This is a genomic window from Rathayibacter sp. AY1A2 (assembly GCF_002930935.1).
GTDB lineage: Bacteria > Actinomycetota > Actinomycetes > Actinomycetales > Microbacteriaceae > Rathayibacter.
This window is the reverse complement of the sequence record NZ_PSTP01000002.1, coordinates 15736-35583: the sequence shown is the minus strand read 5'-3', so window position 1 is coordinate 35583 and position 19848 is coordinate 15736. Positions and strand designations below refer to the sequence as shown.

Genomic DNA, 19848 nt, shown 5'->3' with positions numbered 1-19848 from the left:
GGGGAGAGGCGAGCGGTGCCGTCCGGGCCTCCGCTCGGGGCGTCCCCTCCTGCGCCGGTCGTGCTTGCGGGGACACGCCGATCAGGCGTCCGGACGGGCTGCCCGCGCCGCCGCTACGAGCCCGGCAGCTCGACGCGGCGCTTGAAGCCCACGTGCGAGTCGACGAAGCCCAGGCGCAGGTAGAAGCGGTGGGCGTCGGTGCGGGCGGCGTCCGAGGTCAGCTGGACGAGCGGCGTGCGGAGCTCGATCGCAGCGACGTCCAGCACCCAGCGCATCAGGGCCGTGCCGATCCCCGCCGACCGCTCGGCGCTCGCCACCCGGACCGCTTCGACGAGCAGGCGGGAGCTGCCGCGGCGCGCCATCCCGGGGATCACGGTCAGCTGCAGCGTGCCGACCACGGCTCCGGCGCCGTCCACCGCGACCACGAGATCGTTGCCCGGGTCCTGCGCGATGCTCCGGAAGGCGGCCTCGTAGGCGGCCCCGTCCTCCTCGGCGGCGACGTCTCCGCGCCCGGCGCTGATCGGGTCGTCGGAGAGGAGCCGGACGAGCGCGGGGAGGTCGTGGAGCACCGCGCGGCGGAGGAGGAGGCTCCTCACCCCGGGGCCGGCGTCGCGGGGGAGGGTCAGGTCGGCGATCATGCCCTCATCCTCCCTCTGCTCCACGGCGGGAGCGGTCGTCGGAGGCGGGCAGGACGCGGCTGAGAGCGGCAGGGGGATCCTGGTGCCCGGTCCGCACGTCCACGCGCCGCGTCCAGCAGTCGTCGCAGCGGACGTACACGACGACGCCCTCGCTGGTCCGGTGGGCCGACTCGGTCGTCCAGCCGTGCTCGTGCGGATCGACGGCGGGGGCGAGCGGCTCGGAGGGGTGCGGGGAGGGTGTGGAGGTGCGCATTGGAGCCACTGTGCTGTCATGGTCTTATGCAGCTCAACCCTTACGGCGAGTACGCGGTCCTGCTCGCCGCCTCCCTCGCGAACGACTGGCCGTCCGACCGCGAGGGCATCGAGGCTCGAACGCGCGAATACGGCATGACGATGGCCTTCGAGTCCGGCCCGGACGACCACGCCCGGACGCGCGACGTGATCGACGAGTGGCTCGAGGTGGTCGACGCGCCGACTCCGAGCGACCGGGCGACGTCGCTGAACCGCCAGATGGCCGCGATCGCCGCGTATCCGCGCCTGACCGACCACGACGACGAGGGCTGGCACCTGCACTACCGCGACCAGGACCAGTCCCTGGCGCACGTCCTCCACGCCGTCATCGCGGTCGGCACGGCGCTGCACCTGACGACCCGGGGGATGAGCCGCCTCCTGCGGTGCGAGGCCGGTCGGGCGCCGGGCGACCACTGCAGGAACGTCATCGTCGACGTGACGCGGAACGGCCGGCAGCGGTACTGCTCCGTCCGCTGCGCGAACCGGGCCGCGGTCCGGCGGCACCGCCTGCGGCACGCGGAGTGAGTCCGCGCCGCCCCGTCACTCCGCCGCGTCGCCGCCCGGCTTCATCCAGAACGGGGAGTAGTGGTAGCCGTCGAGGTCGTCGAACTGGCGCTGGTACATGAAGGGGTAGTCGTCGGTGTCGCCGATCCGGCCTCCCGCGGCGGCGGCCCGCTCGACGAGCTCGTCGACGGCCTCGCGGCTGTCGAGGTCGAACGAGACGGTCACCTTCGAGGGGGTGCCGGGGGCGCCGATCAGCTCCTCGGTGGCGCCGACGCTCTCGTACATCGCGCGGCTCGCGAGCATGACGGACGTGTCGGGACCGATCCCGAAGCAGGAGACGTCCTCGCGGGACATCTCGGCGTTCAGGATCCAGCCGAGCGCGGTGTAGAAGGCGGTGGCGCGCTCGACGTCGTCGACCGGGCAGGTGATGAAGAGGCTCGTGCGCTCACCCTCGCCATCCGCGGGCGGGCCGTCAAGAGCTCCGCGAGGGAACTCCGGACGGCCCGCCGGGACTCAGCGGAACGACCGCAGCCGCAGGCTGTTCAGCACGACGAAGACGCTCGAGAACGCCATCGCGGCGCCGGCCACGAGCGGCCCCAGGAGTCCGGCCATCGCGAGCGGGATCGCGGCCACGTTGTAGGCGAAGGCCCAGAACAGGTTGCCCCGGATGACCGCAAGGGTGCGGCGCCCGAGGCGCAGGGCGTCGGGCACCCGGCCGAGGTCGTCGCCGACGAGGGTGATGTCGCTCGCCTCGATCGCCGCGTCCGATCCGGCGCCCATCGCGATCCCCACGTCCGCGGCGGCCAGCGCGGCGGCGTCGTTCACACCGTCGCCGACGAAGGCGACGTGGCGGCCCTCCGCACGGAGGCGCTCGATCACCGCGAGCTTCTCCTCCGGCAGCACCTCGGCGACGACCTCGTCGATGCCGACGGCCGAGGCGACGGCCTGCGCCGCCCGCGGGTTGTCGCCGGTCAGCACCATCACCCGCAGGCCCCGCTCGCGCAGGGCGCGGACGGTGCGGGACGCCTCCGGCCTCGGCTCGTCGCGGAGGACCGCGAAGCCGCGCAGCGCCCCCTCCCAGCCGACGCCGACGACGGTGCCGCCCTCGGCGGTCGCTCGCTCGGCGCGCTCGGCGAGACCGCCCGGCGCGAAGCCCCACTGCTCCTCCAGCCAGCGCAGCCGGCCGGCGACGACCAGGCGGCCCTCGACCCGGGCACGCACGCCGAACCCGGTGCTGGAGCGGAATCCGGTCGCCTCGGGGACGTCGAGGTGCGCGGCCCCGGCCACGATCGCCGCGGCGAGCGGATGCTCCGACCCGCGCTCGACGGCGGCGAGCAACCGCAGGCTCTCGTCGTCGCTGGACTCGACGACCTGGAAGGCGCCGGTGGTGAGCGTGCCGGTCTTGTCGAGCACGACCGTGTCGATCCGGCGCCCGGCCTCGAGCACCTCCGGCCCGCGGAGGAGGATCCCGAGCTGGGAGCCGCGGCCGGTGCCGACGAGGACGGCGGTCGGGGTGGCCAGGCCCAGCGCGCACGGGCAGGCGACGACGAGGACGGCGACGGCGGGAGAGACGGCGGCGGCGAGGTCGGCGCCGGCGATCAGCCAGCCGGCGAGGGTGGCCAGGGCGAGCACCACCACGACCGGCACGAAGACGGAGGAGACGCGGTCGGCGAGCCGCTGGACGCGCGCCTTGCCGGCCTGCGCGTCCGAGACGAGGCGGCCCATCCGCGCGAGCGTGGTCTCGGAGCCGACGCGGTCGACGCGGACGGTGAGCAGGCCGTGGGCGTTGAGCACTCCGCCGGTCACGGTCGAGCCCGGGCCGACCTCGACCGGCACGCTCTCGCCGGTGAGCATGCTCGCGTCGATCGCGCTCGAGCCCTCGAGCACGGTGCCGTCGGCGGCGACGGTCTCGCCGGGGCGCACGCGGAGGAGGTCGCCGACGGCGAGCGAGGACGCGGGCACGCGCTCCTCCTGCCCGTCGGCGGCGACGCGCACGGCGTCCTTCGCGCCGAGGCGGAGGAGCGCCCGGAGCGCCGCACCGGCGTCGCGCTTCGACCGCGCCTCCAGGTAGCGGCCGGCCAGCACGAGGACAGGGACGGCGGCGGCGACCTCGAGGTAGATCTCGTCGTGGCCGGACCGGCTGCCCAGCAGCTCGAACGGCATGCTCATGCCGGGCCGGCCGGCGTCGCCGAGGAACAGAGCCCAGACCGACCAGGCGAAGGAGGCGCTGACCCCGAGGCTGATCAGGGTGTCCATGGTGGTGGAGCCGTGCCGCAGCGCCCGCCAGGCGTTGCGGTGGAAGGGCAGCGCGCCCCAGACCGCAACCGGTGAGGCGAGGGCGAGGCACAGCCACTGCCAGTTCGCGAACTGCAGCGGCGGGATCATCGAGAGCAGGACCACCGGCACGGCGAGCAGGGCGGAGACGCGGAGCCGGGTGCGCAGGGCGCGCCGCTCCCGGTCGTCGTCGCTCTGCTCCTCCTGCTCCTCCGCGGGAGCCGCCTCGCCGGTGGAGGGGACCGTCGCGCTGTAGCCCGCGGCCTCGACGGCGGCGATCGCGTCGGCCGGAGTCGTGCCGGGCGGGAGGGTCAGCGTCGCGCGCTCGAGGGCGAGGTTGACCGTCGCGTGGACGCCGGGGAGCGCGTCGAGGCGCTTCTCGACCCGCGCGACGCAGGAGGCGCAGGTCATCCCTCCGATGGCGAGCTCGAGCGGGGTGCCGGTGGTCTCGGTCACGTCAGCTCAGGGGAGCGAGGCGGTAGCCCGCGTCGGCGACGGCGGCGGCGATCTCCTCGCGGCCGAGCGGCCGGGAGGAGCCGACCGTGACGGTCGAGACCCCGTCGGGGGCGAGGGACACGTCGACAGCCGAGACCTCGGGGTAGGCGGCGAGCTCCTCGGTGACGCTGCGGACGCAGTGCTCGCAGGTCATGCCCGCGACGCCGAAGCTCTGCACGGACGCGGCCGACAGGGAGCCCTGCGCCGCGTGGCCGGCGTCGGAGCGGCCGGCGTCGCCGTGGCCGCCGCACGCGCAGGCGCCGCCTCCGCCGCAGCCGCAGCCTCCCGTCGATCCGCTCGCGGTCAGGCCGAGGTCGATCCTGGTGATCATGGGTCCTCCTGTGTCGTGCGTCCGGTCCGATCCGGTCGATCGGCCCGGTGGGCGTCCGGTCGGCACGCCGGACGCGGCATACCCCCGGGGGGTACTCCATCGTAAGCCCGCCGAGCCCTCTCGGCAAGGCGGGAGGGCGGAGGAGGGATGATCTCAGGGGCGGCTCGGAGCCGCGCGAGGAGGGAGGGGCGCATGGATCCCGCATCGACGCCGCACTGGGGCGAGCCCCCGCCGCGCACGCCGCCGACGGTCCCGCTGCCCCCGCGCACGCGGTTCGAGCCGACGGCGCTGCTCGCCGCGCCCCTGCCCGCCCCGGCCGCCGTCCGGGCCCGGGTCCGCCAGGCCGCCCCGGAGCGGCAGCGCCGGCTGGCGGCGCTCGCCGCGGTCACCGAGGGGTTCGCCGTCCTGCGCACTCCCGAGCTCGCCCGGGCGCTGCGCCGGATCGCGGCACCCGCCTCCGCCGCTCCGGCCGCCGCCGCCGCAGTGCTGGCCGTCGGCCGCGACGGACTCGAGCTCGCCGCCGAGCGCGCGGACGCCCTGCGCATCGCCGAGTGGGATCGGATCGTCTCGGTGGGCGTCGGCACCTCGCCCTCGGGTGCCCACCGGGTCCGCGCGCTGGTCCTGGCGGTCCTCGCGCCGCCGCCCGCCTCCGCCGTCCTGCGTACGGCGAGGCGGCGCCCGCGCACCGTCCTCGTGCCCCTGGTCGTCGCCGCCCCGGCCGCTCTCGGCTGGCGCGTGGCCGACGACCGCACGTTCCTCCTCGCTCTCGACCGCCTGCAGCGCGCCCTCGAGGAGCGTGCCCGGTGAGGGCGCGGCTCCGCTTCGCCCTCGCGGCCGTCGCCGTGCTCGGCCTGGGCCTGGCGCTGCGGTTCGTGCTCACGGGGCTGCTCGCCGACCTCGCCGGCGGAGTGGCCTACGTCGTGCTGGTGGCGCTGCTGATCGCGGTGCTCCTGCCGCGCATCCCGGGCGTGACGGCTGCCGGGATCGCGCTGGCCTGGTCGATCGCGATGGAGCAGCTGCAGGCGATCGGAGTCGCGGCGCGCCTGGTCGAGCTGTGGGCGCCGCTCCGCCTCGTCGTCGGCACCACCTTCTCCTGGCTCGACATCGCGGCCTACGTCCTCGGCGCGGTCGTCGCCGCGGCCGTGCACCTCGCCGTCGCTCCGCGCGAGCAGTCCGCCTGACGGGAGGCCGCGCCCCCCCGTCTTCTGTTCGCCCGTCGGCCGGGCTGCCGCGGGGCGTCCCGGCGTCCGCCGAGGCGCCGGCCTCGCCCACCGGACCGCCGAGGTGTTCGTGCGCTCCCCGAGGCGCGGCCGTCCCCGCGGCGCCTCGCCGGCGGACGCGGTGTCTCGCCGCAGGAGCGACGCCGACCGGAGGAGCGACGCCGACCGCCGGAGCGGCGCGGTCCCTCCGCCCCCGCGCCCCTGATTAGGGTGAAGCCATGAGCGAGCCGGCACTCCCCGAGACGACGGCCCCGCGGGCCTCGGCCCCGCACGACCACCGCCGCGACCGGCGCATCCCCGAGCCCGTCGACCGGTTCGCCACCGGCGAGGAGTACCCCGAGTACCGCGTCGACCTGGAGCGGATCCGCTTCTCGCCCTACTTCGCCCGCCTCTCCGCGGTGACCCAGGTCATCTCGCCCTCGGGCGTCGGCCAGGTCGTGCACAACCGGCTCACGCACTCGATCAAGGTCACCGCGGTCGCCCGCGCGATCGCGATGCAGCTGACCACCACCGATCCCGCCCAGCGCGAGCTGGTCGAGCGGCTCGGCGGCTGCGACCCGGTGGTCGTGCAGGCCGCGGCCAGCGCGCACGACCTCGGCCACCCTCCGTTCGGCCACCTCGGCGAGCAGGCGCTCGACCGGCTCGCGCGCGAGCGGCTGGGGCTCGCGGAGGGCTTCGAGGGCAACGCGCAGTCGTTCCGGATCCTCTCCGAGCTCGACGTCTGCGAGACGGTGGAGGTGGGGCTGAACCTCACCGCCGCCTCCCGTGCCGCCGTGCTCAAGTACCCGTGGGGGCGGACGGTCCACCGCCCCGGCATCGACTCCGCCGACCCGACCGAGCTGCCCCGCGGCTCGACCGCCAGCCGGTGGGAGACCGCACCGCCGAAGTTCTCGGCGTACACGCTCGACCTCGACGACCTGCTCGACGCCCGCTCCGGCTTCGCCGCGATCGCCCCCTGGCAGCAGACCCTCGAGTGCTCGGTGATGGACGTCGCCGACGACATCGCCTACTCGCTGCACGACCTCGACGACTTCTACCGCGCGGGAGTGCTGCAGCAGGCGGCCGTCGCCGTGGAGTTCCGCGCCTTCCTCCGCGAGCAGAACGCGCTCGCCGCCCTCGACGCCGAGGAGCTGTGGGCGCGCGCCCCCGGGCACTCGCTCGAGATGCTCCGCCGGAGGCTCGTGGCCCGCGACCCGTGGATCGCGAGCGACGAGCACTTCCGCGCCTCCGTGGAGCGGGTGTCGACCGAGCTGGTCGAGGGGCTCCTCGCGCTCCCGTTCGACGGATCGACGCGCACCGAGCGCGCGATCGAGGCCTTCGTCTCCTCCTGGATCGGCCGCCTGCAGCGCTCCGTGGTGGTGCTCGCCGAGCCGAACGTCCGCTCGGGCCACCTCTCCCTCCTCCCCGACGCCTGGCACGACGTGGCCGTGCTGAAGTTCGTGCACACGCGCTTCGTGATCGACCGGCCGGACTTCGCCACCTACCAGCGCGGCCAGTCGCAGGTGCTCGAGACGCTGGTGACCCACCTCGACGCCTGGCTGGAGGATCCGCGCGACGGCTCGCGGGCTCCGCAGAAGCTGCTCGACCTGATCGAGCTCGCGACCGACGGCTACTTCCGCCTGCGCGCCGACCACCCCGACTGGCTCCCGTCGGACGAGCGCGGCCGGCCGACCTCCGACCCGGCCGCGCTGCAGCGGCTCGGCCGGGGGCGCGGTGTGGTCGACTACGTCGCGACCCTGACCGACGAGCAGGCGATGGCGCTCGCCGCCCGCCTCCGCGGCGATCGCGAGCCGTGGGCGATGGGGACCTGACGCCCCGGCGGGTGGGTTGACACCGCGCGTCGCGTGTGGGCTCGGCGGCTCCTCGCCCGTCGTTCCGGGGGAGGAGCCTCCGCCGGGCCGCCGAGGACGCGTTCCGCGACCGCCCAGCGGGCGTCCAGGAAGCGCAGCCTGAACGACAGCGTAAAATCACGGAGGCACATGCCAGGATCGACAACTCGACAGGGAGTTCCGTTGGACGGAAACGCAACGACCACGCACCGCAACGTCGCATTGCTGTCCGTCGCGACCACGCTGGCTCCGCGCGTGACCACCTCGGCCGAGATCGAGGCGCGGCTCGCTCCGGCGCTCAAGCGACTGCGGCTCCCCACCGGGCTCCTCCAGCGTGTCGCCGGCGTGCACGAGCGCCGCAACTGGGGCTCCGAGCAGGGCTTCGACGGAGCGGCGATCGACGCGGGCAAGCGCGCTCTCGCCGAGGCCGGCGTCCGCGCCGACCAGATCGGCCTGATCATCAACACGTCGGTGACCCGCAAGCACCTCGAGCCCTCGGTAGCCGTGCGCCTGCACCACGGGCTCGGCCTGCCCTCGTCGGCCATCAACTTCGACATCGCGAACGCGTGCCTCGGCTTCGTCAACGGCATGACCCTCGCCGCGCAGCTGATCGACTCCGGCCAGATTCGCTACGCGCTCATCATCGACGGCGAGGACGCCGACGAGATCCAGGTCAACACCATCGAGCGCCTGAGCCGCGAGGGCGTCAAGCGCAAGGACTTCATGAGCGAGTTCGCGAGCCTGACTCTCGGCTCCGGCGCGGCCGCGGCCGTCCTCGGCCCGGCCGACGAGCACCCCAAGGGCCACCGCATCCTCGGCGGCATCACCCGCGCGGCCACGCAGTTCAACGAGCTCTGCGTCGGCAGCGTCGACGGCATGTTCACGGACGCGAAGGCGCTGCTCAAGGGCGGCATGGAGCTCGTCCTCTCGGCGTGGAAGGAGGCCACCCGCGACTGGAACTGGAGCGGGATGGACCGCTACATCACGCACCAGGTGTCGGACGTCCACACCGACGCCCTGGTGAAAGCCGTCGGCATCGACCGCAGCCGCGTCCCCACGACCTACCCCACCCTCGGCAACGTCGGCCCGGCGTCGATCCCGATCACCCTGGCCCAGGAGGCCGAGACCCTGCAGCCGGGCAACCGGGTGCTGCTCATCGGAGTGGGCTCGGGCATCAACACCGCGATGCTCGAGATCGCCTGGTGAGCGCGCCCCACCCGGCCGAGCGGATCCGCGGAGCGCTCGGCTCCACGGCCGCGGCGCAGCTGCCCCCGGCCGGGCTCGACGGGCTCGATCCCGCGTGGTCGCGCCTCGTCGACGCTCCGGACGCCCAGGGCGTGCCGCGCCGCTGGCACCTGCTCGACACGGGCGAGGCCCTCGGCACGGAGCCCGTCGGCACCGTCCTCTGCGTGCACGGCAACCCCACCTGGTCCTACCTCTGGCGCCGCCTCGCGGCCGCCACGCTCGAGTCCGCCCGCCGCGGAGGCCCCGCCTGGCGGGTGGTCGCTGTCGATCAGCTCGAGATGGGCTTCTCCGAGCGGACCGGCGCCCTGCACACGCTCGCCGACCGCGTGCGCGAGCTCGCCAACCTCACCGACGTGCTCGGCCTCGACGACGTGGTCACCCTCGGCCACGACTGGGGCGGAGTCGTCTCGCTGGGCTGGGCGGTCGACCACCCGGAGCAGCTGCGCGCCACGATGCTCCTGAACACCGCGATCCACCAGAGCGCCGACGAGCCGATCCCGGCCCCGCTCCGGCTCGCGCTCGCGTCGGGCGTGCTCGGCGCCTCGACGGTCGGCACGCCGGCCTTCCTCGAGACGACCCTCGCGCTGGGGCACCCGGCGCTGCCCTCCGCGGTGAAGGAGGGGTACCGCGCGCCCTACCGGTCCGCGTCGCGCCGCGGCGGAGTGGGCGGCTTCGTCGCCGACATCCCGGTCGACTCCGCGCACCCGAGCGACCCGGAGCTGCAGCGCATCGCCGAGGGCGTCAGCGCCCTGACGACGCCGGCCCTGATGCTCTGGGGCCCGCTGGACCCGATCTTCTCCGACCGCTACCTCGACGACCTCGTCGACCGCCTCCCGCACGCGCAGGTCCACCGCTACGAGGGAGCGGGCCACCTGGTGGCCGAGGACGTCGACTACTCGTCCGCCGTCCTCACCTGGCTGGGCGACCTCTCCGACGGCGAGGAGCCGTTCGGCGGCGACCCCGCCCCCGACGTCCGCCGCCCGACCGCGCCGGTCGAGCCGCTCTGGGCGCACCTCGACCGCAACGCGCAGGACGACTCGCTCGCCCTGGTCGAGATGGCGCCTCCCGGAGGCGGCGGGCCCCGCTCGGTCTCGTGGCGCCTGCTCTCGCAGCGGGTCCGCGAGCTCGCCGCCGGGCTCCGCGCCTCCGGCGTCTCCCCGGGCGACCGCGTCTCGCTCCTCGTGCCGCCCGGTGCCGACCTGACGGCGCTGCTCTACGCGTGCCTGCGCATCGGAGCCGTCGTGGTCGTCGCCGACGCGGGCCTGGGCCTGCGCGGTCTCACCCGCGCGGTCCGCGGTGCCTGGCCGGATCTGGTGGTCGGCGCCCTGCCCGGCCTCGCCGTCGCGCGGGCCCTCCGCTGGCCCGGCGGCCGGGTCTCGACGCAGACCCTGCCCCGCGCCTCCGCCTCGGCCCTCGGGGTCGACACCTCGCTCGGGCAGCTGATCGAGCTCGGCCGCGCCGAGCTGGCCGCCGACCCGGAGGCGCTGGGCGAGGCGCCCGCCGCCGACGCCGTGGCCGCGATCCTGTTCACCTCCGGCTCGACCGGCCCCGCCAAGGGCGTCGTCTACACGCACCGCCAGCTCGCCGGCGTCCGCGACGCGCTCGCCCGCCAGTACGGGATCGGACCGGGCACCGGGCTCGTCGCGGGCTTCGCGCCCTTCGCCCTGCTCGGTCCCGCGCTGGGCACGCGCTCCGCCACTCCGGACATGGACGTCACCGCGCCCCGAACGCTCACCGCGGCCGCCGTCGCCGCGGCCGCCGCCCGGGTCGACGCGACCGTGCTGTTCCTCTCGCCGGCCGCACTGGCCAACGTCGTGGCCACCGCCGGCGCGCTCGACACTGACGACCACCGCGCCCTCGCCGGCGTGCGCACCTTCCTCTCGGCCGGCGCCCCCGTCTCGGCGGGACTGCTCGGCGAGGCGCAGGCGCTCATGCCGAACGCCTCCGCCCGCACTCCCTACGGCATGACCGAGGGGCTGCTGCTCACCGACGCGTCGCTGGAGGGCATCCGCGAGGCCGCGTCCGACGACGATCCGCGCGGAGGCGTCTGCGTCGGCGTGCCCGCCGCGGGCGTCCGGCTGCGGATCGCCCCGCTCGACGCCGACGGCCGCGCCGCGGACGAGCCGGAGGAGATCACCGGCACGACCGGCGAGATCGTCGTCTCTGCCGGTCACGTCGAGGACCACTACGAGCGCCTGTGGCTCACCGACCGTGCCGCCCGCATCGGCGCCGTCCCGGGTGAGCGCTGGCACCGCACCGGGGACGTCGGGCGGATCGACTCCGCCGGCCGCCTCTGGGTCGAGGGCAGGATGCCGCACGTCGTCGTCACGCCGGACGGCGTCGTCACGCCGGTCGGACCGGAGCAGCGGATCGAGGCGCGCGTCGCCCCGGTCGCCCGCGCGGCGATCGTCGGAGCCGGCCCGCGCGGAGTCGCGCAGCTGGTCGCCGTGGTCGAGCTGCGCTCGGGCGCGCGCCGCGTGGTGCTGGCCGAGGAGGCCCTCGCCGCCGAGGTGCGCGCGGCCGTCGGCCGGCCCGTCGCCGCGGTGCTCGTCGTCCCGGCGCTGCCCACCGACATCCGCCACAACTCCAAGATCGACCGGGCCGCGCTCTCGCGCTGGGCTGAGGGCGTGCTCGCCGGCGGCCGGATGGTGGCGCCGTGAGGGTCCTGATCACCGGCGCGAGCGGCCTGCTCGGCGGTGCGGTGGCCGCGGGCCTCGTCGCCCAGGGGCACGAGGTCCGCACCTTCCAGCGCCGACCCTCCGGGGTCGCGGGCGTCGAGGAGGCGCGGGGCTCGCTGACGGATCCGCGCGCGGTCGAGGAGGCCGTCGACGCGGCCGAGGGCGTCGTGCACCTCGCCGCGAAGGTCTCGCTCGCCGGCGATCCGGGCGACTTCGACCGCGTGAACGTCGACGGCACCCGGCGTCTGCTCGCCGCCGCCGCCCGCGCGGGCGTGAGCCGCTTCGTCCAGATCTCGTCGCCCTCCGTCGCCCACTCCGGCTCCTCGATCACCGGCGACGACGCCGAGCCCGCCGATCCGGACCGCGCCCGCGGCGACTACGCGCGCACCAAGGCCCGCGCCGAGCTGCTGGCGCTGGCGGCCGACGCCCCGGGCTTCGCGGTGGTCGCCGTGCGCCCGCACCTGGTCTGGGGTCCGGGCGACACCCAGCTCGTCGCCCGCATCGTCGAGCGGGCGCGCGCCGGCCGGCTGCCGCTCCTCGGGCACGGCCAGGCGCTGATCGACTCCACTTACATCGACAACGCCGCCTCGGCGATCGTCGCCGCTCTCGGTCGGGCGGAGGAGGTGCACGGCCGCTCCTACGTCGTCACCAACGGCGAGCCCCGCCCGGTCGCCGAGCTGCTCGCCGGGATCTGCCGCGCCTCGGGCGTCGAGCCGCCGCGCTGGTCCGTCCCCGCCTCCGTCGCCCGCGCCGCGGGCTCGCTCGTCGAGCGCGTGTGGGCCGTGCGGCCCGGCGCCGACGAGCCGCCGATGACCCGCTTCCTCGCCGAGCAGCTCTCGACCGCGCACTGGTTCGACCAGCGCCGCACGCGCGCCGATCTGCAGTGGAGCCCGTCGGTCACCCTCGACGAGGGCCTGGCCCGTCTGTCCGCCGCGCGCTGAGGCGCCGGGTCCGGAGACGACGGAACGGACGGGACCCTGTCGCCGAGGCGAGGGGGTCCCGTCCGTCCGGGGCTCCCGCGACGGATCGCGGGAGGGGAGCCGAGGTCAGTCGGCGAGGATGAGGTACAGCGCGCGACGGGTCTCGTCGAGCTTGGCGGAGGCGGCGGCGCGCTGCGCCTCGGTCGCTCCGCGGAACTGCTGCACGACGCCCATCAGCTTGCCGACGTTCTCCATGAAGGCGCGATCGGCGTCGCTCGCGCCGGGAGTGGCCTCCCAGGCCGCGTCGAGCTCGTCGGCGTGCTCGCGCACGTAGGTGCCGCCCGCGTCCGTGAGCTGGTACTCGGTGCCGCGGCCCTCGCCGACGGCCGTGATGAGGCCCTCGTCGACGAGCTGCTGGAGGGTGGGGTAGACGGAGCCGGGGCTGGGACGCCATGATCCGTTCGTCTTCTCGGCGATGGCCTTGATCAGGCCGTAGCCGTTCGAGGACTTCTCGGAGAGGAGGGAGAGGAGGGCCGCGCGGACGTCACCGCGTCGGGCGCGTCCTCCGCCGCGGCCGAAGGGGCCGCCGAAGCCGGGGCCGAAGCCCGGGCCGAAGCCGAAGCCGGGCCCGAAGCCGCGGCCGTGACCGCCGGGTCCGCGGCGCTGTCCGCGGCCGGGGTGCTCGTGGCGGGAGGAGTGGTCGCCGTCGCACGAGTCGCGGCGGTCGTCGGAGAAGAAGGTCCTGGAGTTCATGGGTGTGCTGCTCTCTGTCGTGAGGGGATCCCTTTCGATCGGATCCGGTCGCCCGTCGGGAGCGGCTGCTTCCGATCTGTCGGCGATGCAGCAACGATATATCGGCGACGGATCGGATGTCAACACCTGAACTGCCCGTAGCCTGGGAGCTCCCCGTCGATCGAGAGGTCCCGCATGCCGCGTCCCGACTCCGAGCTCGAGGCGTACCTCGACTCCTCCCTCCTCGCCGGGGACGTCCTCACCGGCCGCGCGAGCAACCTCGGCAACCTCCGCGGCCTCGCCGCCCGCGAGCCCGCGCACCTCTACGGGGTGGACGTGGCCGAGCACTGGACGCTCGAGAGCCTGCTCGCCCTGATGGGGGAGCGCGTGGGGATCAGCACCGACCCCTCCTTCGAGAGCGGGCAGGACCGGATCGACGCCCGCCTGACGGTCGCGGGGCTCGCCCGCTACCGCGACCGGTTCGCCGCCGCTGTCCGCGAGGGGGCGCTCCTCCTGTTCGCCACCGCGCACCCCGCGACCCTGATGGACGTCTACCGCCGCTTCGCTGCTGCCGCGACGGAGCGGGGCGCTCGCGTGATCGACGTGAACGCGCTCCCGTTCGCCGCCCCCGACGGCATCCGCGTGCCTCTCGCGGACGAGCACCAGGCCCTGTGGTGCACCGGCGGGGTCACCTGCGTCTACCGCGGGGGAGGACTGCAGCACACGCACTCGCCGGAGCCGATGGACGCGCTGCTCGACCGCCTCGACGAGCTCGGCGTCCGCCCCGACCTGGTCGTCGCCGACCACGGCTTCGCGGGCGCGGCCGGCCGGCGGGGGCTGCCGGTCATCGCGATCGCCGACTGCAACGACCCGGCGGTGTTCGTCGCCGAGGCGCAGGGCTCGATCGAGGTGGTCGTCCCGATCGACGACGGGCTGGCCGTCCACCTCTACGAGCCGGTGATCGACTTCGTCCTCCGCGCCCTCTCGGAGCCCGCGCGCACCTGACGGCTCGTAGAATCGCCTTCGGCTCGTCGCGATCCCGGATCCGACGGGCCGACCGTTTTCGCGAGTCCCCGCACTCGCCCACCACTGCAGACGGAGCATCCGTGACCCAGCCCCACGACGGCCTCCTCCCGCGCTTCGCCGTCGGCGTCGACATCGGGGGGACGTCGATCAAGGCGTCCCTCGTCGACGTCACCACCGGCGAGCGGGCGGCTCGGCGCTTCGCGGTCGCGAACCCGCTGGGCAAGGAGCCCGAGGACTTCGCCGAGGCGATCGCCGGAATCGTCCGGGACGTCTCGCCGATCGCGGGCACGCCCGTGGGCGTCGGCTTCCCCGGGATCGTCCGCGGCGGCGTCGTCCGCCAGACCACCCACGTCTCGCAGCGCTGGGTCGGGCTCGACGCGCAGGTCCTCCTCTCGGAGGCGACCGGGGTCGACGTCGTCGTCGTCAACGACGCGGACGCGGCAGGGGTCGCCGAGCGCGAGTTCGGCGCGATGCGCGGACGCGAGGGCCTCCTCCTGCTGACCACCCTCGGCACCGGCATCGGGACGGCGCTCGTCCACGAGGGCGTGGTGATCCCCAACTCCGAGCTCGGTCACCTGCACATCGACGGTCCCGACTTCGAGCCGCAGGTCGGCTTCTCGGCCGTCCGCCGCGAGGGCATCACCCTCGAGGAGTGGGCGGGTCGCCTCAGCGTCTACTACCGGCACCTCGAGATGCTGCTCTCGCCGCAGCTGTTCGTGATCGGCGGCGCGGCGGCGCACGTCTTCGACGAGTTCGCCCGCTTCCTCGACATCGGCACCGAGATCGTCCCCGCCCGCTTCGGCAACGACGCCGGATTCACGGGCGCCGCGATGGTCGCCGTCTCGCCCGACCGCCTCGCTCCCTGGTACCGCTCCACTCGCGGCGCCCGCCTCGACCCCGGGGCGCCCGCCATCGCCGACTGACCCCCTCCCTGCATCGAGGGAGCCCCGACCCGTCGAGGTGACCCGGCGGAGCGGGGTCCCTCGACGGTCCGGGGTTCCCTCAGCGGGCCGACAGGCCGCGGTAGACGGCGTCCAGCCGGGCGGCGGCGGCCGGCCAGGAGTGGGCGGCCGCCCAGTCGACGCCGCCGCGGCCGAGTCGCGCCAGCTCGCCGGGCGAGCCCAGCAGGGTCAGGATCGCCTCGGCCCACGCCGCAGGGGAGTCGGAGTCGAGCAGCACGCCGCTTCCGCCGTCGCGCACCGCGTCCACCAGGCCGGTCGTCCTGCGCGCGAGCACGGGAGTGCCGCTGCCGGCCGCCTCGAGCGCGATCAGCCCGAAGGTCTCGGCCGCCGAGGGCACGAGCGCCAGCTGCGCGCTCCGGAGCCGCTCCGCCACCCGGTCGCGGTCGGCGGCCCCCTCGATCAGCACGCGGTCTCCCAGCGGAGCCGCCGCGGCGCGCACCGCGTCGAGGTACGACTCCCGGCCCGGTGCCGCCCCGCCCACCAGCCGCAGCACCGGCCGCTCCGCCGGCGCGATTCTCGCGAGCGCCTCGACCGCCAGCAGCTGGCCCTTGAGCGGCTGCACCCGGCCGACCAGGACGACTCCGGAGCGCTCGCCGCCGCCCGGGCGGAACCGCGCGTCGACTCCGGGGGGCACCACGACGACCCGGTCCGGATCCGCGCCGTACCCGCTGACGACGTCCTCCCGCTCCGAGGCGCCCGCCACCACGATCGCGTCGGAGGAGGCGAGCACGGCGCGCTCCGCGTCGATCCGCTGCTGCGGCTCCGCGACGTCGCCCGGGGCGAGCCGGGCGTTCTTCGCGAGCGAGCCCGAGTGCATCGAGTGCACGTGCGGCCTGCCGGTGAGCGCCCCCGCGAGGCCCGACACCCAGTAGTGCGAGTGCACGACGTCGGCCCCCTCCGCGGCGCGCGCGAACTCCGGCGCCGCGGCCGCCAGCGCGTACTTGTCGCCCGCAGGCACCGGCACGCCGACCACCCGCACACCCGGCGCGAGCATCCGGACGCCCTCGCCGCGGGTCAGCACCTCGATCTCCCAGCCGAGTGCCGCCAGCTCCGGGAGGACCGCCGCGAGGTACACGTTCATCCCGCCCGCGTCGCCCGTCGACGGCTGTTCGAGCGGGGAGGTGTGCGCCGAGACGACGGCCAGACGGGGCATCCCTCCATCGTAGGGACGGCCGTGCGTCCTCCACGGATCCCGGCCCGCGGCTCGCAGCGCCTCCGGAATCGGGTTGAATAGACGGATGCGCTCGTTCGAGCGCGGAGAGCGTGAGGTCCATGGCCCGCCAGAGTCCCCCCGGTGAGGTGCTGCCGTCGGCCGCACCCGGGCCGGTGACCGCCGGCCACGAGCCCTTCTCCGAGCAGGACATCCGCGCCCTCGTCGGAACCGCCGCCGTCGAGAAGGGCACCGCGTACGCGGACGAGGGCCGCGTGCGCGAGCTGCAGTGGTTCGGCGGCCGCACCCGCCTCTTCGGCCAGGTCCGCGGATCCGGGCGCTCGCCGTACGCCGTGAGCGTGCAGCTCCGCGACGAGGGCGAGCACTGGACCCTCCTCGGCGGCGCCTGCAGCTGCCCGGTCAAGCACGAGTGCAAGCACGTCGCCGCCGTCCTGATCGAGGCCCTGCGCCGCGAGCGCGAGGGCGGAGTGGCCGGTCCCTTCCCGGGCGAGGCCGCCGTCGACGCCGTCCCGGAGTGGCGCAGCGCGCTCGCCCCGCTCCTCGCCGGGGCGGAGCGCTCCCACACCGGCATCCCGCTCGGCCTGCAGTTCGAGCTGCTGCCCGGCGAGCCCGTGCGTCGCCCGCCCGGCCGCTACAACTCCTACCGGCCGCCGCCCGAGCCGCGCCCGCGCCTGGGCGTGCGCCCGGTGCGGATGGGTGACCGCGATCGCTGGGTCCGCACCGGCACCAGCTGGCGCGACCTCGGCTACCTGCACTACAGCCACGACTACGACGAGCGCCAGATCGACGTGATCCGCGAGATGCAGGGCCTGCTCTCCGGGCACAGCGCCTCCAGCTACTACTCGCCCGACACCTGGCTCTACCTCGACCAGTGCCGGAGCGAGGCGATCTGGGCGGCCCTGCACGGAGCCGTCCGCGCGGGCATCGGCCTGGTGATGGGCGACCGCGACCAGACGCCGCTGAAGATCCTCGACACGACGGCCACCGCCTCCATCGACGTCACGCGCACCGCTGCCGGCCTCGAGCTGCGCTCGCTCGTCGCGATCGGCGACCACCCGGCGCCCGAGGAGTTCGGCTTCATCGGCGACCCGGCCGTCGGCCTCTACACGTGGGAGGGCGGCGACGAGATGCGCGCCCGCCCGGTCACGCTCATCCCGTTCGCCGCGCCGCTGCTGTCCTCCGCGCGCACGTTCCTCTGGAGCCGCGAGGCCATCCGCATCCCGGTGGCCGAGGAGTCGGCGTTCCTCACCGAGCACTACCAGCGGCTGCACCGGCTGTTCGACATCGTCTCCCGCGACGGCTCCTTCGAGGCGCCCGCGGTGCCCGAGCCGCGCCTCGGCCTCACCCTCGAGCACACCGACGGCGCGGGCCTGCGCGGCTCGTGGTGGTGGCGCTACGGAGTGGAGGGGGCGCGCGGCGGCGTGGACGCCGAGCGGCTCCCGCTGCGGGTCGGCGAGGACGCGGGCTACCGCGACCCCGAGGCCGAGCAGCGGATCCTCGACTCCCTCGTGGGAGCGGGTCTCGACCCGGAGTCGACGCCTGCCCTGGTGTCCCCGTCGAGCAGGCGTCTGCGCCCCACCTTCGACCTGCGCGGCATGCAGACCGTCGGCTTCCTCACCGGCGAGGTCGAGCGGCTCCGCGAGCTCGGCAATGTCGAGATCGAGGAGATCGGCGAGCGCGTCGAGTACCGCGAGGCGCAGACCGCGCCCGTGGTCGCCGTGCAGACCGTCGCCCAGCCCGACAGCCGCGACTGGTTCAACCTCGAGATCTCCGTCACCGTCAACGACGAGGCGGTCCCGCTGGCCGAGATCTTCCTCGCGCTCGCCCGCGGCGACGAGTACATGGTGCTGCCCAGCGGCGTCTACTTCGCCCTCGACGACGAGCGGTTCGGCCGCCTCCGCGAGCTGATCGCCGAGGCCCGCGAGCTCTCGGACGACCCCGGCGAGACCCTGCGGATCAGCCGGTTCCAGTCCTCCCTCTGGGACGAGCTGGTCGAGCTGGGCGTCGTGGAGGCCCAGGCCGCCGCGTGGCGCCGCTCCGTGGAGGGGCTCTCCGGCTTCACCGCGACCGGTGCGCTGGAGTCGCGGGTCCTGCCCGAGGGCTTCGCCGTGGCGCTGCGGCCCTACCAGCAGCTCGGCTACGACTGGCTCTCGTTCCTCTACGACAACCAGCTCGGCGGCGTGCTCGCCGACGACATGGGCCTGGGCAAGACCGTGCAGTCCCTCGCCCTGGTCACCCGGGTGATGCAGGAGCAGCGCGCCGCGGCCGCGGAGGCGGGGACCTCGCCGCGCCCGTTCCTCGTCGTCGCGCCCACCAGCGTGGTGCCCAACTGGGTCGGCGAGGCCAAGCGCTTCGCCCCGGACCTCCGCGTCGTCGGGATCGACGAGACGTCGAAGAAGAAGCGGAAGGCGCTCTCCAGCGTCATCGGCGAGGCCGAGCTGGTCGTCACCTCCTACGCCCTGTTCCGGCTCGACTACGAGTCGTACTCGGGCATCCAGTGGTCGGGGCTCCTCCTCGACGAGGCGCAGTTCGTCAAGAACCGCCAGTCGGCGACGCACCAGCTCGCGCGCCGGCTCGACGTGCCCTTCAAGCTCGCCATCACGGGAACGCCGATGGAGAACAACGTGATGGAGCTCTGGTCGCTGCTGTCGATCGTCGCTCCGGGCCTGTTCCCCTCGCCCGCCGGGTTCGTCGAGTTCTACCAGAAGCCGATCGAGCGCGAGGCCGACAGCGAGAAGCTCTCGCAGCTGCGGCGGCGCATCCGCCCGCTGATGCTGCGGCGCACCAAGGAGCTCGTCGCCAAGGAGCTGCCGCCCAAGCAGGAGCAGACCCTCGAGGTCGAGCTCGGCCCGAAGCAGCGGAAGGTCTACGACACGTACCTGGCGCGGGAGCGGCAGCGCGTGCTGGGCCTGATCGGCGACTTCGAGAAGAACCGCTTCGCGATCTTCCGCGCGCTGACCGTGCTGCGCCAGGTCGCGCTCGACGCGGCACTGGTCGACGAGGCGCACGAGAGCGTGCCCTCGACCAAGCTCGACCTGCTCGACGAGCTGCTGGGCGACGCCCTCGGCGAGGGGCACCGCGTACTGGTGTTCAGCCAGTTCACGCGGTTCCTCGGCCGGGTCCGCGGCCGGCTGGACGCGGCGGGCATCGAGTACGCCTACCTCGACGGAGCGACGAAGAAGCGCGACGAGGTCATCGAGCGGTTCCGCTCGGGCGCGGCGGGCGTGTTCCTGATCTCGCTCAAGGCCGGCGGCTTCGGGCTCAACCTCACCGAGGCCGACTACTGCATCCTGCTCGACCCGTGGTGGAACCCCGCCACCGAGTCGCAGGCGGTCGACCGCGCGCACCGCATCGGCCAGACCCGCTCGGTCATGGTCTACCGCCTGGTCGCGAAGGACACGATCGAGGAGAAGGTGATGGCCCTCAAGGAGGCGAAGGCCGCGCTCTTCGCCGCGGTCATGTCGGACGACGGCGCGGCGGCCACCGGCGGGATCACCGCCGAGGACGTGCGCGAGCTGCTGGGCTGAGCGCC

The 19848-nt window shown here is 74.9% G+C and carries 17 protein-coding genes; 10 read left to right on the top strand and 7 right to left on the bottom strand.

The features are described 5' to 3' along the window. Positions 1-113 precede the first annotated feature (113 nt). Both C5B93_RS02620 and C5B93_RS02615 read right to left on the bottom strand, forming a co-directional pair. Positions 114-638 (bottom strand): GNAT family N-acetyltransferase, encoded by a 525-nt coding sequence (locus C5B93_RS02620; protein ID WP_104291706.1) that lies wholly within the window; start codon positions 636-638, stop codon positions 114-116. Between the two features lie 4 nt (positions 639-642). Further along, positions 643-891: a hypothetical protein gene (locus tag C5B93_RS02615; protein ID WP_104291705.1), complete on the bottom strand. Its 249-nt coding sequence runs from the start codon at positions 889-891 to the stop codon at positions 643-645. Between the two features lie 26 nt (positions 892-917). Between C5B93_RS02615 and C5B93_RS02610 the strand changes: the two genes are divergently transcribed. Next, a complete protein-coding gene (locus C5B93_RS02610) occupies positions 918-1454 on the top strand; it encodes a CGNR zinc finger domain-containing protein (RefSeq protein ID WP_104266710.1) in 537 nt (178 codons plus the stop codon). Positions 1455-1469: 15 nt separating this feature from the next. Here the strand turns inward: C5B93_RS02610 and C5B93_RS02605 are convergent, their stop codons facing one another. The 3 genes from C5B93_RS02605 to C5B93_RS17580 all read right to left on the bottom strand — a co-directional run bounded on the left by C5B93_RS02605 (position 1470) and on the right by C5B93_RS17580 (position 4533). After that, entirely contained in the window at positions 1470-1862 is a 393-nt protein-coding gene (locus C5B93_RS02605; protein ID WP_104291704.1) for a VOC family protein, read from the bottom strand. Positions 1863-1946: 84 nt separating this feature from the next. Continuing rightward, positions 1947-4163, bottom strand: coding sequence for a cation-translocating P-type ATPase (locus tag C5B93_RS02600; protein ID WP_258068109.1), 2217 nt, complete (start codon positions 4161-4163; stop codon positions 1947-1949). A 1-nt stretch (position 4164) separates the two neighbouring features. After that, positions 4165-4533 (bottom strand): heavy-metal-associated domain-containing protein, encoded by a 369-nt coding sequence (locus tag C5B93_RS17580; RefSeq protein WP_104291703.1) that lies wholly within the window; start codon positions 4531-4533, stop codon positions 4165-4167. A gap of 192 nt (positions 4534-4725) precedes the next feature. Between C5B93_RS17580 and C5B93_RS17095 the strand changes: the two genes are divergently transcribed. From C5B93_RS17095 to C5B93_RS02570, 6 genes are all read left to right on the top strand, one after another. Then, complete coding sequence (locus C5B93_RS17095; protein WP_181068299.1) at positions 4726-5340, top strand: hypothetical protein; 615 nt, start codon at positions 4726-4728, stop codon at positions 5338-5340. Next, entirely contained in the window at positions 5337-5714 is a 378-nt protein-coding gene (locus C5B93_RS17090) for a DUF2809 domain-containing protein (protein WP_181027128.1), read from the top strand. Before C5B93_RS17095 ends, C5B93_RS17090 begins: the two co-directional genes overlap by 4 nt. 257 nt (positions 5715-5971) lie before the next feature. After that, entirely contained in the window at positions 5972-7564 is a 1593-nt protein-coding gene (locus C5B93_RS02585) for a deoxyguanosinetriphosphate triphosphohydrolase family protein (protein ID WP_104224182.1), read from the top strand. Positions 7565-7732: 168 nt separating this feature from the next. Further along, a complete protein-coding gene (locus tag C5B93_RS02580) occupies positions 7733-8788 on the top strand; it encodes a 3-oxoacyl-ACP synthase III (RefSeq protein ID WP_104224183.1) in 1056 nt (351 codons plus the stop codon). Beyond that, on the top strand, positions 8785-11487 hold the full coding sequence (locus C5B93_RS02575) for an alpha/beta fold hydrolase (RefSeq protein WP_258068108.1): 2703 nt from the start codon (positions 8785-8787) through the stop codon (positions 11485-11487). Before C5B93_RS02580 ends, C5B93_RS02575 begins: the two co-directional genes overlap by 4 nt. Beyond that, complete coding sequence (locus C5B93_RS02570; protein ID WP_104291701.1) at positions 11484-12446, top strand: NAD(P)-dependent oxidoreductase; 963 nt, start codon at positions 11484-11486, stop codon at positions 12444-12446. Before C5B93_RS02575 ends, C5B93_RS02570 begins: the two co-directional genes overlap by 4 nt. A 105-nt stretch (positions 12447-12551) precedes the next feature. Here C5B93_RS02570 and C5B93_RS02565 read toward each other — a convergent pair whose 3' ends face one another. Further along, positions 12552-13178 (bottom strand): PadR family transcriptional regulator, encoded by a 627-nt coding sequence (locus C5B93_RS02565; protein WP_104224185.1) that lies wholly within the window; start codon positions 13176-13178, stop codon positions 12552-12554. Between the two features lie 174 nt (positions 13179-13352). On the opposite strand from C5B93_RS02565, the gene C5B93_RS02560 reads away from it, so the two are divergent. Then, on the top strand, positions 13353-14162 hold the full coding sequence (locus tag C5B93_RS02560; RefSeq protein WP_104291700.1) for a phosphatase: 810 nt from the start codon (positions 13353-13355) through the stop codon (positions 14160-14162). 101 nt (positions 14163-14263) lie between these two features. Continuing rightward, entirely contained in the window at positions 14264-15106 is an 843-nt protein-coding gene (locus tag C5B93_RS02555) for an ROK family protein (RefSeq protein ID WP_258068106.1), read from the top strand. A 79-nt stretch (positions 15107-15185) separates the two neighbouring features. Here the strand turns inward: C5B93_RS02555 and C5B93_RS02550 are convergent, their stop codons facing one another. Beyond that, positions 15186-16298 (bottom strand): glycosyltransferase, encoded by a 1113-nt coding sequence (locus C5B93_RS02550; protein ID WP_104291699.1) that lies wholly within the window; start codon positions 16296-16298, stop codon positions 15186-15188. A gap of 119 nt (positions 16299-16417) precedes the next feature. Here C5B93_RS02550 and C5B93_RS02545 point away from each other — a divergent pair, with 119 nt between their 5' ends. After that, on the top strand, positions 16418-19843 hold the full coding sequence (locus C5B93_RS02545; protein WP_104291698.1) for a DEAD/DEAH box helicase: 3426 nt from the start codon (positions 16418-16420) through the stop codon (positions 19841-19843). Positions 19844-19848 lie beyond the last annotated feature (5 nt).